This is a genomic window from Pantoea sp. JZ2 (assembly GCF_035191405.1).
Taxonomy (GTDB): domain Bacteria; phylum Pseudomonadota; class Gammaproteobacteria; order Enterobacterales; family Enterobacteriaceae; genus Pantoea; species Pantoea stewartii.
Genome location: NZ_CP045247.1, coordinates 1,361,554 through 1,376,941, shown reverse-complemented (window position 1 = coordinate 1,376,941; position 15,388 = coordinate 1,361,554). Strand labels below are relative to the sequence as shown.

General features: G+C 53.8%; 13 protein-coding genes. 2 read left to right on the top strand and 11 right to left on the bottom strand.

Annotation, left to right across the window (positions count from 1 at the left end; translation table 11 throughout):
* Positions 1 to 80: 80 nt before the first annotated feature.
* The gene (glyA, locus tag GC087_RS06865) at positions 81 to 1,334 is read right to left on the bottom strand and encodes a serine hydroxymethyltransferase (RefSeq protein ID WP_033740908.1); all 1,254 of its coding nucleotides are present in this window, start codon (positions 1,332 to 1,334) and stop codon (positions 81 to 83) included.
* A gap of 324 nt (positions 1,335 to 1,658) precedes the next feature.
* Here glyA and hmpA point away from each other — a divergent pair, with 324 nt between their 5' ends.
* Positions 1,659 to 2,843: an NO-inducible flavohemoprotein gene (gene hmpA / locus GC087_RS06860; RefSeq protein WP_205955569.1), complete on the top strand. Its 1,185-nt coding sequence runs from the start codon at positions 1,659 to 1,661 to the stop codon at positions 2,841 to 2,843.
* 244 nt (positions 2,844 to 3,087) lie between these two features.
* Here the strand turns inward: hmpA and GC087_RS06855 are convergent, their stop codons facing one another.
* From GC087_RS06855 to purL, 9 genes are all read right to left on the bottom strand, one after another.
* The gene (locus GC087_RS06855; protein ID WP_324030087.1) at positions 3,088 to 3,591 is read right to left on the bottom strand and encodes a hypothetical protein; all 504 of its coding nucleotides are present in this window, start codon (positions 3,589 to 3,591) and stop codon (positions 3,088 to 3,090) included.
* The gene (locus GC087_RS06850) at positions 3,588 to 3,950 is read right to left on the bottom strand and encodes a tlde1 domain-containing protein (protein ID WP_324030086.1); all 363 of its coding nucleotides are present in this window, start codon (positions 3,948 to 3,950) and stop codon (positions 3,588 to 3,590) included. The genes GC087_RS06855 and GC087_RS06850 overlap by 4 nt, the downstream gene beginning before the upstream one ends.
* Positions 3,951 to 3,985: 35 nt before the next feature.
* Complete coding sequence (locus GC087_RS06845; protein WP_324030085.1) at positions 3,986 to 4,465, bottom strand: Hcp family type VI secretion system effector; 480 nt, start codon at positions 4,463 to 4,465, stop codon at positions 3,986 to 3,988.
* Between the two features lie 329 nt (positions 4,466 to 4,794).
* Positions 4,795 to 5,133, bottom strand: a complete 339-nt coding sequence (glnB, locus tag GC087_RS06840; RefSeq protein WP_324030084.1) for a nitrogen regulatory protein P-II — start codon at positions 5,131 to 5,133, stop codon at positions 4,795 to 4,797.
* 90 nt (positions 5,134 to 5,223) lie between these two features.
* On the bottom strand, positions 5,224 to 6,558 hold the full coding sequence (gene glrR, locus GC087_RS06835) for a two-component system response regulator GlrR (protein ID WP_324030083.1): 1,335 nt from the start codon (positions 6,556 to 6,558) through the stop codon (positions 5,224 to 5,226).
* Positions 6,558 to 7,229, bottom strand: a complete 672-nt coding sequence (gene qseG / locus GC087_RS06830) for a two-component system QseEF-associated lipoprotein QseG (RefSeq protein ID WP_033740913.1) — start codon at positions 7,227 to 7,229, stop codon at positions 6,558 to 6,560. Before qseG ends, glrR begins: the two co-directional genes overlap by 1 nt.
* Before the next feature lie 3 nt (positions 7,230 to 7,232).
* On the bottom strand, positions 7,233 to 8,660 hold the full coding sequence (locus tag GC087_RS06825; RefSeq protein ID WP_324030082.1) for a sensor histidine kinase: 1,428 nt from the start codon (positions 8,658 to 8,660) through the stop codon (positions 7,233 to 7,235).
* A gap of 223 nt (positions 8,661 to 8,883) precedes the next feature.
* Positions 8,884 to 9,174, bottom strand: a complete 291-nt coding sequence (locus GC087_RS06820; protein ID WP_324030081.1) for a hypothetical protein — start codon at positions 9,172 to 9,174, stop codon at positions 8,884 to 8,886.
* Positions 9,175 to 9,226: 52 nt separating this feature from the next.
* Entirely contained in the window at positions 9,227 to 13,117 is a 3,891-nt protein-coding gene (purL, locus tag GC087_RS06815; protein ID WP_324030080.1) for a phosphoribosylformylglycinamidine synthase, read from the bottom strand.
* Between the two features lie 270 nt (positions 13,118 to 13,387).
* Here purL and mltF point away from each other — a divergent pair, with 270 nt between their 5' ends.
* Entirely contained in the window at positions 13,388 to 14,845 is a 1,458-nt protein-coding gene (mltF, locus tag GC087_RS06810; RefSeq protein WP_033740922.1) for a membrane-bound lytic murein transglycosylase MltF, read from the top strand.
* Here mltF and tadA read toward each other — a convergent pair.
* A complete protein-coding gene (tadA, locus tag GC087_RS06805) occupies positions 14,842 to 15,336 on the bottom strand; it encodes a tRNA adenosine(34) deaminase TadA (protein ID WP_006120653.1) in 495 nt (164 codons plus the stop codon). The two genes, mltF and tadA, sit on opposite strands and share 4 nt — an antisense overlap.
* Between the last annotated feature and the right edge of the window lie 52 nt (positions 15,337 to 15,388).

Genomic DNA, 15,388 nt, shown 5'->3' with positions numbered 1-15,388 from the left:
TTGTCAGAGCCACGTGAGACGGGCAATAAAAAAGGATGGCCGGGGCCATCCTTTTTCAACCGTTGACTCACCTGACGGGATCAGGCGTAAACCGGTAAGCGCGCACAGATATCCAGCACTTTTTGCTTCGTGCGTTCAATCGTGGCTTCGTCGTTCACATCGTCCAGCACGTCAGCAATCCAGCCGGCCAGTTCACGCACGTCCGCTTCTTTAAAGCCACGACGCGTGACCGCTGGGGTACCGATACGTACACCGGAGGTGACAAACGGGCTTTTCGGATCGTTCGGCACGCTGTTTTTGTTCACGGTGATATTGGCACGGCCCAGTGCCGCATCCGCTTCTTTACCGGTCAGGTTTTTGCTCACCAGATCAATCAGGAACAGGTGGTTGTAAGTGCCGCCTGACACGATGTTATAACCGCGTTCCAGTAAGACCTCGACCATCGCTTTCGCGTTTTTTGCCACCTGCTGCTGGTAGGTTTTGAACTCGGGTTCCATCGCTTCTTTGAACGCCACGGCTTTACCCGCAATGACGTGCATCAGCGGGCCGCCCTGGCCGCCAGGGAAAACCGCAGAGTTAAGCTTTTTGTACAGTTCTTCGTCGCCACCTTTCGCCAGAATGATGCCGCCACGCGGACCGGCCAGCGTTTTGTGGGTTGTAGAAGTCACAACGTGCGCGTGCGGTAAAGGGTTCGGGTAAACGTCAGCCGCAATCAGACCCGCAACGTGCGCCATATCCACAAACAACCAGGCACCAACGCTGTCTGCGATTTCGCGCATTTTGGCCCAGTCGCAAATACCCGAATACGCAGAGAAACCGCCAATGATCATCTTAGGCTGGTGCGTTTTTGCCAGCTCAGCCAGTTCGTTGTAGTCAATTTTACCGGTTTCATCGATACCGTAAGGCACGACATTGTAGAGTTTGCCCGACAGGTTAACAGGCGAACCGTGCGTCAGATGACCACCGTGCGCGAGGTTCATACCCAGAATGGTATCGCCTGGCTGCAGCAGGGCGGTAAACACAGCAAAGTTAGCCTGTGAACCTGAGTGCGGCTGTACGTTGGCATAATCTGCACCAAACAGCGCTTTCGCACGATCGATAGCCAGCTGCTCAACAATATCTACATACTCGCAGCCGCCGTAATAACGTTTGCCAGGATAGCCTTCAGCATATTTGTTGGTGAGCTGTGAACCTTGCGCCTGCATTACACGCGGGCTGGTGTAGTTTTCAGAAGCAATCAGTTCAATGTGCTCTTCCTGACGCACTTTCTCTTGCTCCATCGCCTGCCACAACTCGGCATCATAATCGGCAATGTTCATTTCACGCTTTAACATCCGCATCTCCTGACTGGCTATCTTTAAATCGGCAAATTACGCCCCCAAAGGGCGAAGGCAGACAGTGTAAACCCTTTTACCAGGGGACGGTAGGGCCAATCCCCTCTTTTTACGCAAACGTTTGGCTTCGCATTGGCGATGTGTTTTTGGCTCGCTTTGCAAGCGGTTTTCCGCTGTTTTTCCCCGCACCCTGTAACGGAAATTTTCCATTTCTCCGTCTGAAAATTTGCCGCTCAGTCTTCCTGTAAACCACAACGCTATTTACAGAACAAAACGCCCGGCCATAAGATGCATTTAAAATGCAACTTTAAGTGAGATATTCCCATGCTTGATGCCAAGACGATTCACATTGTGAAATCCACCCTTCCCGCGATTGCCGCATGCGGCCCCGATCTGACGGCCCATTTTTACAGTCAGATGCTCTCTCATCATCCAGAGTTAAAGCATGTCTTTAACAGGGCCAACCAGCGCAATGGCGCACAGCGTGAAGCGCTGTTTAATGCGATTTGCGCCTACGGGGCCAATCTGGACAATCTGACGGCGCTACGGCCAGCCGTCGAAAAAATTGCCCAAAAGCACGCCAGCCTGACTATCCAGCCTGAGCAATATAAAATTGTGGGTGAGTATTTACTCGCCTCTATCGACGCCATGCTGAATCCTGGCGAAGCGGTGCTCGCCGCCTGGAGACGCGCCTACACAGTGCTGGCCGATATCTTTATCCAGCGTGAAGAAGCCCTTTATCAGGCATCGGCACACCAGCAAGGCGGCTGGCGCGGCACGAGAGCCTTCTTCATCAGCGCGATTGAGCAACAAAGTGACGTGATCAAAAGCGTTACCCTCGCTCCTGTTGATGGTAAACCCATTGCGTCCTTCAGGCCGGGGCAGTATGTGGCACTGCATCTGCAGCCAGCGGGCTTTCGCTATCAGCAAATTCGTCAGTACTCACTCACCACCGTCAGCGATGCGCAGACCTACCGAATTGCGGTAAAACAGGAAGCCGGGGGAAGAGTCTCAGGCTGGCTGCATCAACAGGCCAAAGCAGGCGATGAGATTCAGCTGACGCCTCCACACGGGGATTTTTTTCTCCAGGCAAGTCCGACGACGCCGGTCACGTTGATTTCAGCGGGCGTAGGGCAAACGCCGATGCTGGCCATGCTGCATGCGCTGGCTGCCCGACAGCACCCGGCAGCGGTCAACTGGTTACATGCCGCTGAAAACGGCCAGCAGCATGCCTTTGCAGATGAAGTGCGCGCGGCCGGTGCCCTGTTGCCTGATTTTGCCCAACATATCTGGTATCGCGAGCCAAATCAGGGTGATGCAGGTCGTTATGATGCGCAAGGCCTTATGGATCTGGCGAGCGTTTCACCACGTCTGCAAGAGGTGAATACCCACTTCTATCTTTGTGGGCCGCTGGGCTTTATGCAGTTCGTCGTTCAGCAGCTGCTGGCGGTCGGCGTGACGGCGGACAGGATTCACTATGAGGTGTTTGGTCCGCATAAGGTAATGTAATTTGCGGCTATGAACGGCCCTTCTGGCATCTGTTATACGCTGAAAGTAAGGAGCCGTTTCGTGCGTATTACTGTGTTCATGCGTGAAGAGCGACGCGTCGGAGTCGGAGTCGGAGTCGGAGTCGGACATATTTTCATAGCGGAACAGATTACCGCCTATCCAGGCGCTTTCGCACGCATGGCAGCGTTTTACTTACCACTATTGAGCCGGGTAATTGTTAACGCATGGGAAGAAATAGCAGGGTTTAACTTTCTTTTATTGATGGCAATGTATCAGCGAGGGCCTTTCTTAGTTTCAGCAAACAGGATTGTTTCCAGTATCCTTCTGGCAAAGCTTTATGTAATGTCGGGAATGTTTCGTCAAAATAGTCACGCAGTTCATCACGGCCCGGTTCGATAAAAGGCGCTGCACATATGTGATCAATATTTTCCTCATCAACAAATTTTAACACCTCGTTGGGATTCTTAGGTAAAGCATAGGCCATGACAATATTTAAACTTTCCTGAAAAGAGGTCATCCCTAAGAATGGCGATTTGCTTAACACGGGATAAAGTCTTATCCAGCGGGTTTCACCTTGGGCTATAAGCTCCCCTATTTTGTCGTAATCGCTGTCTGATAAGCCCTTACTATCATCATTTTTAGAGGCTGTTAATACTTCAGTGAAAAGCGCATTTTTGCTCGAAGCATTGTGCTCTAATGAACATGAAGCGAGAAGAAAAATAAGCGTAGTAATAATGATCCATTTCATTTCACAATCAACTCTTTATCACCACTATCTGCTATTGTCCTCCTGATATCTAAGGAGGCAACAATACATCCATTTGATGCTGTCCCCCGCCCGTTGTCCCCATGTATAAGAAAACCTGCACGTCCACACATTTTATTACTAAGGTAAGGTGTCAAGCGAAGAACGAATCGACCTGCAGTAGGATGTTTTGTTATAGGATTTCCTATCTTGTACTTACCTCTAGGTAAAGGACCTTTATTTATCTCACATTCTAAATCAGGATCATCTTTATAGCCTTCAGCACCCACATAAAGAGCACTAAACTTATATTCACCGTTTTGTGTAAACGATCTTTTCCTTACATCATAAACCCAGGTCATCTCGATCTCTTCCGCTAACTACTTTTGTGCTGAAGCTAAGTGCGCTCCTTCCATGAGTCTGAGTGTTGAATATTACCATCGCAATACTTCCAGGTAATTCTCTCATATCTCAAAGTTACAGATTCGAGGTGATTCAAATTTTCAATAGATTTTATGTTATGCATAAGAGGGTTAACAGATACAACCTTAACCCCTTCCATTAACATATTGAAGTATTCTTCCTCCTGACCAGCGTGATTAATGCGATACCACTTAATCTCCGCTGATTTAAGTGTCTGACCGGATGAAACGGCTTTATAGAGATAAGGACTAGACGAATCAAACTCTTTTTCGAATTCTAATTCGCTATGAATACGGGTGCCGATAAGTTTGCCGGTGTGGGGATCTGTTGGTATGCTCAATCCGTGCATGAAACTGAGTACTTCAATACTCCCCTCTCTATTCTGGATATCAACTGAACCTTTAATATCCGCACCACCACCATCTTTCAACCAAAGATAAGCAGGAATCGCCATATAAAGTCACCATTCACATAGCCTAAAAAATCCATGCTAAATGAAAAAAGGAATACTTTCTTGATTCAGACCAATATATGAATGAAAAAACAAAAATTAGAAATCCATAAAATAGAATTAATATCTGGTTGTTATTAAAAAAATAAATACACTTGAAAAATGAATAAGTGAGTTATGCAATTTGAAGTTAATGTTGCCCAGATGATAACGTGCTGGAATTGACTGATTATTGCCCCTTCCTGAAATCAGGCAGGGGCACACTGACCAGCGATAAACGTTGTCCCGCATCGCAGGCGCAGTTCAGAAGCAAGCTTCGCTTCTGAAAAGGATTAAATCGCTTCCTCGTCTTCTTCACCGGTACGGATACGCACCACGCGAGCGACATCGAAAACAAAGATCTTGCCGTCGCCAATTTTGCCGGTTTGCGCGGTGCCCATGATGGTTTCGACGCAGGTGTCCACGATATCATCGCCTACCACCATTTCAATTTTTACCTTCGGCAGAAAGTCCACCATATACTCTGCCCCACGGTAGAGTTCCGTGTGCCCTTTCTGACGGCCAAAGCCTTTCACTTCGCTTACGGTCATCCCGGTGATGCCGACTTCAGCAAGCGCTTCGCGCACATCATCAAGTTTGAATGGTTTAATTATTGCATCGATCTTTTTCATGTCAGACCCTTTCCTCGCGCCCTCCGTGGTCAGAGGGATTTTTTAAGTATAAATGTCGCTGGCCATGCTGCAGGCTGGTGCGGCAGAAAATTACTCTTTAAAGTCACTGGCGTCCAGTTCGTGACGTGACAGCAGCTTATAGAATTCAGTACGGTTACGTCCAGCCAGACGCGCCGCGTTGGTCACATTTCCTTTGGTCATCTGCAACAGCTTGCGCAGGTAATTGAGTTCAAACTGATTACGCGCCTCGACAAAGGTTGGTAATGCGCTGTTTTCGCCGCTCAGTGCCTGCTCTACCAGCGCATCGCTGATCACCGGCGAGGAACTGAGCGCCACGCACTGTTCAATCACATTCACTAACTGACGCACGTTACCAGGCCAGCTGGCGGAGATCAGGCGCTTCATCGCATCCACCGAAAAACTGCGCACCTGCGGTTTGTGACGGTCCGCGGCCTGGCGCAGCAGATGATTAGCCAGCAGCGGAATATCCTCGGTACGTTGATGCAGCGCCGGTATTTTCAGGTTAACAACGTTCAGGCGATAAAAGAGATCTTCACGGAATTCGTTTTTCTCCATCGCTTTCGGTAAATCCCGGTGCGTGGCGGAGATAATCCGCACATTGATATCAATATCGTTGTTGCTGCCAAGCGGCCGGACTTTACGCTCCTGTATGACCCGCAGCAGTTTAACCTGCAGCGCGGGCGGCATATCGCCAATTTCGTCCAGAAACAGCGTCCCGCCTTCGGCCGCTTTAAACAGGCCGTCGCGCGCGCTGACCGCACCGGTAAAGGCACCTTTCGCGTGACCAAATAACTCCGACTCCAGCAACTGCTCGGGCAAGGCACCACAGTTGATCGCGATGAACGGCTTGTCGGCGCGCGGACTGGCCGCATGGATAGCCTGCGCCAGCACCTCTTTACCCGTCCCGCTTTGCCCGTTGATCAGCACGCTGACATCCGACTGAGCAACCATGTGCGCCTGTTCAAGTAAGCGCAGCATCTGAGGATTGCGTGTTACGATGGCTTCCCGCCAGCGGTCGTCGCTGATCGGGACGCGCTGCGCGAGCGCTTCATCGATTGCCTTATAAAGCGCATCGCGATCGACCGGTTTGGTTAAAAAGCTAAATACGCCCTGCTGGGTTGCCGCGACGGCCTCTGGAATCGAACCGTGTGCGGTTAAAATGATGACCGGCAAGCCCATATGGCGTTTCTGGATTTCGCCAAAAAGCGCCAGGCCGTCCATCTCATCCATGCGCAAATCGCTTATCACCAGATCGATTTTCTCTTTCTGCAACAGCCGAAGCGCGTCAGGCCCACTGGCTGCGGTGGTCACCTGATAGCCTTCGCTGCTCAGCCGCATCCCTAACAGTTTCAGCAGGCTGGGATCATCATCCACCAGCAGCAGATGTGCCGCATGTTTTATCATTACTGCTCTTCCTCTTGTGGCAACGCCGTTCCATGACTGCCTTCTGGCATCTCTGAGGTTTTGCGCGACGAAAGCTGGCGTTCGATATCGGTTAACCGCTCCAGCTTGCTTTGCGTATCGCTTAACTGCTGCCGTAATTTTATCTGCTGCTGACGCAGCGCATCCGTCTGCGCATCGCTGCTCTGCTGCAGATGGACGTACCGCGAACGTAGCGCACTTAAATCCAGCTGTGCCGCCTGGTTACTGCGCCAGAGCTGGATGAGTGCCCGCAGGTTTTGCGGGAACTGCTCACTGTAGCTGTCCAGCTCGGTGATATAGTCGCGCCGTTCCAGTGGCGTTACGTTGCCATTTGCCATGAGTACGCCCTGTTTAAAGGCTCGCGACCAGCTGTCTACTGGCCAGCGGTGCGCCTCGGCGCGGGCTTCCGCGGGCGAAAGTCGTTCGGCGCAGTCAATACTGCGCATCCAGTAAAGGGGATTGGCAAGCGCGGCAGTGTTTTCAATATGCCAGATATCGCTACAGCGGGTTGTCAGATAATCCACCAGGCGCGTTTCAGGCACCGCGACAGAGTTTGGTGCGGGCTGGGATGCCGAGGTCGCCGGTGAGGAGGCACAGCCGCTGAGCATCAGGGTGCTCAGTGCGCTTATAAGAATCGCGGCAAAAAATTTCATACTTCAGACTTTCCCGGCGGTGGTATTCAGTTCAATGCGAAAACAAACATCCGCGTCATCGCGGCTGACCAGTTGCAGGTTGCCGTGCATACGGCGCAGACAATCCTTTGCGATACTTAACCCCAGCCCACTGCCTTTAACCGGCCCTTTGCGCTGATGGCTACCCTGAAAAAAGGGCTCAAAAATCATTGCCTGCTCATGCTCGGGAATGGGCGTACCGCTGTTAGCGACCTCAATGATGACTGTATCGCCCTGCTGCTGGCTACGAAGCCAGATGTTACCGGATTCATTGCCATAGTTCACGGCGTTAGAGTAGAGGTTATCAATTACACTCATTAATAGCATAGGCTCAGCCAGGCAATCTGTGGCCTTCAGATCGATCTCAATATGCATCTGTTTGTTACGCGCCGAAAGGGCGTGGGCATTCACAACATCATGCACGATATCGTCCAGTTTGACCGCCTCAAGCGTGATTGGCCCATCAGCGAGCCTGCGGTTGTAGTCGAGCAATTGTTCAATCAGGTGCTGCAAATGACGGCTGCTGGTATCGAGTATGGAGACGATTTCTTTCTGCTCCGGATTTAGCACGCCCGCGACTTCATCCGCCAGAAGCGCCGTGCCCTCACGCAAACTGGCCAGCGGGGTTTTCAGTTCGTGTGAAAGGTGGCGTAAAAATTCGTGTCGCTGAGATTCAAGCCAGTGCAGCCGCTCGCTCAGCCAGACAATACGTTGCCCCAGCGAACGCAATTCCCGTGGCCCCCGAAACACCATGCTGCTGCCCAGTTCCCGCCCTTCGCCAAGGCGGTTAATCATCCGTTCGACACTTTTGACCGGACCGATGATCATGCGGGTAAACAGCAGCGTGAGTGTCAGGCTGATAATGAACAGAATCAGCGCCTGCCAGCCAAAGAACTGACCGCGATCGGCGATTTCGCGCTGAAGCTGTAAGCCGCGGGCGAATACCACCTCCCGCGTGTCGTGCACCAGTTGTGCGTTGGTTGCGGAAAAACGGTCAAGCGCCTGCGCAGCACTGCCCATCGGATTACCGTTCTGGCACTGCAGGGTTTCCAACAGCGGCAGCGTGTCCCGTAGCGTCTTAAAAGCCGGTAAATCGGGCAGATTATCAGCATGGGAGCTGAGCATCTGGCTGTAACGAATCCGCTGCGTCTGATACAGCTTCGCCAGCGAGGCATCACCCAGTACGCAATACTGACGATAGCTGCGCTCCAGCTCAATGGCGGTTCGTGCCATGGCTTCGCTGCGCCGGACATCGGTAAAGGTGTTGCGGTTAGTGTCCGCCGCCTGATTGCTGAGTGCGGAGAGGCTTTCCCATGCCTGCCAGGCCAGTACCAGTAAGGGCAGGAGCACCAGCAAAAAGGCCATCAGCACCAGCTGACGCAGAGATTGGGGGAAAAAACGCCATTTTTTCACGCGACGGCTTCCATAAAGATACGCTTACCGGATGCTAGCGGAGTCGGCCCGGAGAAGGAAGAGGCAGAAAAGAAAACGGCAGACCATCTGGCCTGCCGCAGACGCGCCGCCTTAGCCACGCGTGAGAATGGGTGGAGCCTAACTCAACGTTACGTCCGATGCTTGATAACGATGCAATGCATACGATTATCGGTGTGGTGGACGGCAGGCTCCGTTTGGTGCGTCATTCGGGCTTTATGAGCTCTGACCGCAGTGCGGTGGCATTCATAAACAAGTGAATGAGCAGCGCGATAATTATAGCAAAGATCATGCCAATATTAAAAGCCCCTTTCTGTTCAGTCTCTTGCAGGTAAGCGAGCAGTGAAAACGGCCCGTTCAGACCATCTGGTCTGGCAAATGTGTCGCCAAATGCCAACACATTTTCATCGTACCTCTGACGTATAATAAAATCATAGAGATAGATGTCACCAATCAGCGACAACAAAAGGTGACGGCTGTCTCCTTTTGCCAACATCTCGTGCCCATAAAAAAAGGGAGGCACCTGGCCTCCCCATTTTTTACGGCAATTAACCCAGTTGTTTGCGCGCGTTACGGAAAATGCGCATCCATGGGCTGTCTTCCCCCCACTCCGCCGGATGCCAGGAGTTGCTGACCGTACGGAAAACACGCTCAGGATGCGGCATCATAATGGTGACGCGCCCGCTTTCGTTGGTCACGGCAGTGATGCCATTTGGCGAACCGTTCGGGTTGGCCGGATAGGTTTCCGTCACCTTACCGCTATTGTCCACAAAGCGCAGCGCCACCAGCCCTTTGGATTCCAGCGCCGCCAGGTGAGTACCATCGCGCACTTCTACAAAACCTTCTCCGTGTGATACCGCAACAGGCATCCGCGAACCCGCCATGCCATCCAGCAGTAATGACGGGCTGGCGGCCACTTCAACCAGGCTGAAGCGCGCTTCAAAGCGCTCAGACTGATTACGCACGAAGCGCGGCCACAGTTCGCTGCCAGGAATCAGCTCGCGCAGGTTGGACATCATCTGGCAACCGTTGCAAACACCCAGCGCCAGCGTTTGCGGACGATGGAAGAAGGCTTCGAACTGATCGCGCACACGCGGGTTGAACAGGATAGATTTCGCCCAGCCCTCACCGGCTCCCAGTACGTCACCGTAAGAGAAGCCACCACAGGCCACTAACGCCTGGAAACGTTCCAGATCGATGCGTCCTGCCAGCAGATCGCTCATATGAACGTCCACGGCGGTAAAGCCTGCGCGGTCAAAGGCTGCGGCCATTTCCACATGAGAGTTAACACCCTGCTCACGCAACACGGCCACGCGCGGACGGGCACCTGTCGCAATCATCGGCGCGGCAACGTCCTCTTCCGGCCTGAAGGTCAGGCTGACGTTAAGACCCGGGTCGTTGTCGTCCTGTTTTGCCTGATATTCCTGATCAGCACAGGCCGGGTTATCACGCAGACGCTGCATCTGCCAGGTGGTTTCCGCCCACCAGGTACGCAGCGTGGTGCGACTTTCGCTGTACACAGCACTGTCGCCTGAACGAATCACGAAGCGATCGCCCGGCTGTGCGCTGCCCAGCACATGACTGCACTGCGCCAGTCCATGTTGAGCCAGAATCTGCTCGACACCTTCACGATCGGCGGCCTTGATCTGAATGACTGCGCCCAGTTCCTCAGTAAACAGCGCCGCCAGCGCATCACTGCCCAGCGCCGCGATATCAACATCTACACCGCAGTGGCCGGTAAAGGCCATTTCTGCCAGCGTGACCAGCAGGCCCCCATCGGAACGGTCATGGTAGGCCAATAGTTTGTGTTGGCTGACCAGCGCCTGCATCGCATTAAAGAAGCCTGCCAGCTGCTGTGCATCACGTACATCGGCAGGCTTGTCGCCCAGTTGACGATACACCTGCGCCAGCGCGGTTGCGCCCAGAGTATTGGCACCGTTACCCAGATCGATCAGCAGAAGCAGGTTGTCCTGATCCGCCATCAGTTGAGGCGTCACGTTGCGACGAACATCTTCGACACGAGCAAAGGCGGTAATCACCAGCGACAGCGGCGACGTCATTTCGCGTTGTTCAGTGCCTTCCTGCCAGCGGGTTTTCATCGACATGGAGTCTTTACCCACCGGGATAGTAATGCCCAGTGCCGGACACAGCTCCTCACCGACAGCTTTCACGGCGTCATACAGGCCCGCATCTTCGCCCGGATGACCCGCGGCTGACATCCAGTTTGCCGAGAGTTTTACACGCTTCAATGACCCCACGGGCGTGGCGGCCAGGTTTGTCAGCGCTTCACCAACCGCCAGTCGTGCTGAGGCGGCAAAGTCGAGCAGCGCCACCGGCGCGCGTTCGCCCAGAGCGAACGCTTCACCATGATAGCTGTCGAGGCTGGCGGTCGTGACCGCACAGTTGGCTACCGGGATCTGCCAGGGTCCTACCATCTGATCCCGTGCCACCATGCCGGTCACACTGCGATCGCCGATGGTGATCAGAAAGGTTTTTTCCGCCACGGTCGGTAAGTGCAGAACGCGATTCACCGCCTCCGTTAAGACGATGCCATCACGGTGTAACGGTGTGCCCTGCGCCTGCTGTTTGACGACATCGCGCGTCATTTTCGGGGTTTTCCCCAACAGCACATCCAGCGGCATATCAATTGGGCTGTTATCAAAGTGGCTGTCGTTGAGCGTCAGATGCTGCTCTTCTGTGGCTTCACCGATAACCGCAAAAGGCGCGCGCTCACGCTCGCAAACCGCCGCAAATTCAGCCAGCTTTTCGGGTGCCACCGCCATGACGTAACGCTCTTGCGATTCATTACACCAGACTTCCAGCGGGCTCATCCCTGGCTCATCGCTGAGGATATCACGCAGGTTGAAACGTCCACCGCGCCCGCCATCGCTGACCAGCTCAGGCATGGCGTTCGACAGCCCGCCCGCACCGACATCGTGGATAAACAGAATCGGGTTATCGTCGCCTAACTGCCAGCAGCGGTCAATCACTTCCTGGCAACGCCGTTCCATTTCCGGGTTATCACGCTGTACGGAGGCAAAGTCGAGATCAGCGTCAGACTGGCCCGATGCCATAGATGAGGCCGCCCCGCCGCCCAGACCGATATTCATTGCCGGGCCGCCCAGTACGATCAGCTTTGCCCCGACAGTAATCTCGCCTTTCTGGACGTGATCGGCACGGATGTTCCCGATGCCACCCGCCAGCATAATCGGCTTGTGGTAACCGCGCAGTTCGGTGCCGTTGTGGCTGTTGACCTGTTCTTCATAGGTACGGAAATAGCCATTCAATGCAGGACGGCCAAACTCGTTGTTAAACGCCGCGCCGCCCAGAGGGCCTTCAGTCATAATGTCCAGTGCGCTGACGATGCGCGCGGGCTTGCCAAAATCCTCTTCCCACGGCTGCTCAAAGCCCGGAATACGCAGGTTCGACACCGAGAAGCCGACCAGACCGGCTTTCGGCTTCGCGCCCCGTCCGGTCGCCCCTTCGTCACGAATTTCGCCGCCGGAGCCGGTTGCCGCGCCAGGCCACGGCGAAATCGCCGTAGGATGGTTATGCGTTTCGACCTTCATCAGAATATGCGCCGCCTCCTGGTGGTAGCCATATTCCCCGTTTTCGGCATCCGCAAAGAAGCGTCCTACTTCAGAGCCTTCCATCACCGCCGCATTGTCTTTATAAGCCGACAGGACATAATCCGGCGTTTGCTCAAAGGTGTTCTTAATCATTTTAAACAGCGATTTCGGCTGTTTTTCGCCGTCAATAATCCAGTCGGCGTTAAAAATCTTGTGACGACAGTGCTCGGAGTTCGCCTGAGCAAACATATAGAGTTCGATGTCGTTAGGGTTACGGCCCAGCTTCGTAAAGGCTGCCAGCAGGTAGTCAATTTCGTCGTCTGCCAGCGCCAGGCCCAGCGATGTATTGGCATGAACCAGTGCCTGACGGCCTTCACCCAACACATCAACGCTTTTGACCGGCTGAGGTTCGTGGTGGGCAAACAGCTGTTCGGCCTGATGGAGGTCGCTGTACACCGTTTCTATCATGCGGTCATGCAGCAGCGCTGACAGCGTTTGCCACTGGGTTTCCGTCAACTGGGGTGCCTGAACATAAAACGCCAGACCGCGCTCCAGTCGACGGACCTGTGACAGATCGCAGTTATGCGCAATATCTGTCGCTTTTGAAGACCATGGCGAAATGGTGCCTGGACGTGGCGTGACCAGCAGCAAACGCCCTTGTGGCGCATGTTCAGCGAGAGAAGGACCGTACTTGAGCAGGCGCTGCAGACGGGATTTTTCATCCTCACTCAACGGCGCGCTGACATCGGCAAAATGGACGTACTCAGCGTAAATATCACTCACCGGCAGATGAGCGTCCTGAAAGCGGGCCAGCAGTTTGTTTACACGAAATGCCGACAGGGCGGGCGAACCACGCAGAATTTCCATCATAAGATCTCTCGTCTTTGAAACGCCGGGTGCGACGCTTCATTGGGCGCAACAGGGGGAAAACGGGGCGTATTATAGAGAAAGCCACTCCGCGACGAAACCGTTTGCGCAAAATTTATGGCCAACAAGATTTGGCTGATAATTGCGCAAAAATTGCTTTATAAGTTGCTCTGCCTCAGTTTGTTGCGCAAAATGCCCCTCGCTCTGGGAGTTAAAACAAAATCAATACTGCCTTAAAAGACAGAGGCCTTGGAGCCATCGAGAGATAACTATTTGAAACGCCTGAAATTAAATTATCTGTTTATCGGTCTGCTCACCGTGCTGTTAGCACTGGCACTGTGGCCGTCCATTCCCTGGCATGGGAGCGGGCAGGATACGATTTCACAGATTAAATCACGGGGAGTGCTACGGGTCAGTACCGTAAACTCACCGTTGACTTACTACACCGTGAATAAAGCACCGGCCGGGATGGATTACGAGCTGGCGAAGCGTTTCGCCCGTTATCTGGGCGTCAGGCTGGAAATCACGGTGCGCGCGAATATCAGCGACCTGTTTGATGCGCTTGACGACGGCAAAGCCGATTTGCTGGCCGCAGGCCTTATCTATAATAATGAGCGACTGAACCGCTATCAGACGGGCCCCAGCTATTACAGCGTTTCCCAGCAGTTGGTTTATCGTGTGGATAAAACTCGCCCGAAAAACCTGGGCGATTTAAAGGGACGGCTCGTCGTTGCCTCCGGATCGGCTTATCTGTCTACACTCAAGAGCGCCAGAGCGGATCACTATCCCGACCTTGACTGGGCTATCTCGACTGATCAAAGCCCGAAAGCGCTACTTGAGGCCGTCGCCGAGGGCAAGCTGGATTATACGATTGGCGATTCCGTCACCATCGCACTGCTTCAGCGCATCCATCCACAACTGGCGGTCGCCTTTGACGTCACGGATGAAGAGCCGGTGACGTGGTATATGCCCCGCGAAAGCGACGACAGCCTGAACGCAGCCATGCTGGATTTCTTTAATGGCATGGGCGAAGAAGGCGCAATGGCGCGGCTGGAAGAGAAATACCTCGGGCACGTTGGCACCTTTGATTATGTGGATACGCGCACCTTCCTGCGTGCGATTGATACGGTTCTGCCTGATATCAAACCGTTATTTGAGAAATACGCCAGTAATATCGACTGGCGTTTGCTGGCCGCTATCTCCTATCAGGAATCACACTGGAATCCGCAGGCGACATCACCGACCGGCGTGCGCGGCATGATGATGCTGACGCGCAATACTGCCGACAGCGTGGAAGTGGGCGATCGAACCGATCCTGAGCAAAGTATTCGCGGCGGCAGCCAGTATCTGCAAAATATGATGGATAAAGTCCCGCAGTCCATTCCGGAAGACGAACGTATCTGGTTTGCGCTGGCCGCCTACAACATGGGTTATGCTCATATGCTGGATGCCCGTAAGCTCACGGCAAAACAGGGTGGCAACCCGGACAGTTGGGCTGATGTGAAACTGCGCCTGCCGATGCTGAGCCAGAAGCGTTATTACGCGCAAACGACCTACGGCTACGCGCGGGGCCAGGAAGCGTATAACTACGTGGAAAATATTCGTAAATATGAGATTAGCCTGGTGGGCTATTTGCAGGAGCAGGAAAAGCGCCTTGCCCAGCAGGCCGCGCTGGAAGCGGAGATGGGCAAAGGCTATCCTGCCGTTTCGCCACAAGTGGCAATGAATTAGCTTTCGCGCTGCGCCTGTCGCAGCGCTTTTTGTTGCTGACGACGCATGCGGAAAAAGTCGCTCAGCAGCGCCGCGCACGCGTCTTCCAGCACGCCGTGATCTAACCTTACCTGATGGTTCATCCCCGGATGGCCCAGCACGTCAATCAGCGAACCGGCTGCGCCGGTTTTCACATCGTGCGCGCCATAAACCAGACGACCTATCCGGCTATGCACCATCGCGCCGGCACACATGACGCACGGCTCCAGCGTCACATAAAGCGTGGTATCCAGCAGACGGTAATTTTCCAGTACTTTCCCGCCCTGACGAAGCGCCATAATCTCTGCGTGCGCGGTGGGATCATGCTGACCGATAGGCCGGTTCCAGCCTTCGCCAATGACGCGGTCGCCGTGAACCAGGACGGCGCCTACCGGAACCTCGCCCTCATCCCATGCGCGTTGCGCCAGCGTCAGCGCCCGGCGCATCCAGTATTCATCTTGTTCTTGTGTCACACGAACCACTCCCGGCAGCAAAAAGCGGCGCATTATACCGGGCATGCCGGCA

Bases quoted from the DNA above. Each gene is read 5' to 3' on its own strand.
- glyA (WP_033740908.1), bottom strand. From the start codon at position 1,334: ATGTTAAAGCGTGAAATGAACATTGCCGATTATGATGCCGAGTTGTGG.
- hmpA (WP_205955569.1), top strand. From the start codon at position 1,659: ATGCTTGATGCCAAGACGATTCACATTGTGAAATCCACCCTTCCCGCG.
- GC087_RS06855 (WP_324030087.1), bottom strand. From the start codon at position 3,591: ATGAAATGGATCATTATTACTACGCTTATTTTTCTTCTCGCTTCATGT.
- GC087_RS06850 (WP_324030086.1), bottom strand. From the start codon at position 3,950: ATGACCTGGGTTTATGATGTAAGGAAAAGATCGTTTACACAAAACGGT.
- GC087_RS06845 (WP_324030085.1), bottom strand. From the start codon at position 4,465: ATGGCGATTCCTGCTTATCTTTGGTTGAAAGATGGTGGTGGTGCGGAT.
- glnB (WP_324030084.1), bottom strand. From the start codon at position 5,133: ATGAAAAAGATCGATGCAATAATTAAACCATTCAAACTTGATGATGTG.
- glrR (WP_324030083.1), bottom strand. From the start codon at position 6,558: ATGATAAAACATGCGGCACATCTGCTGCTGGTGGATGATGATCCCAGC.
- qseG (WP_033740913.1), bottom strand. From the start codon at position 7,229: ATGAAATTTTTTGCCGCGATTCTTATAAGCGCACTGAGCACCCTGATG.
- GC087_RS06820 (WP_324030081.1), bottom strand. From the start codon at position 9,174: ATGTTGGCAAAAGGAGACAGCCGTCACCTTTTGTTGTCGCTGATTGGT.
- purL (WP_324030080.1), bottom strand. From the start codon at position 13,117: ATGATGGAAATTCTGCGTGGTTCGCCCGCCCTGTCGGCATTTCGTGTA.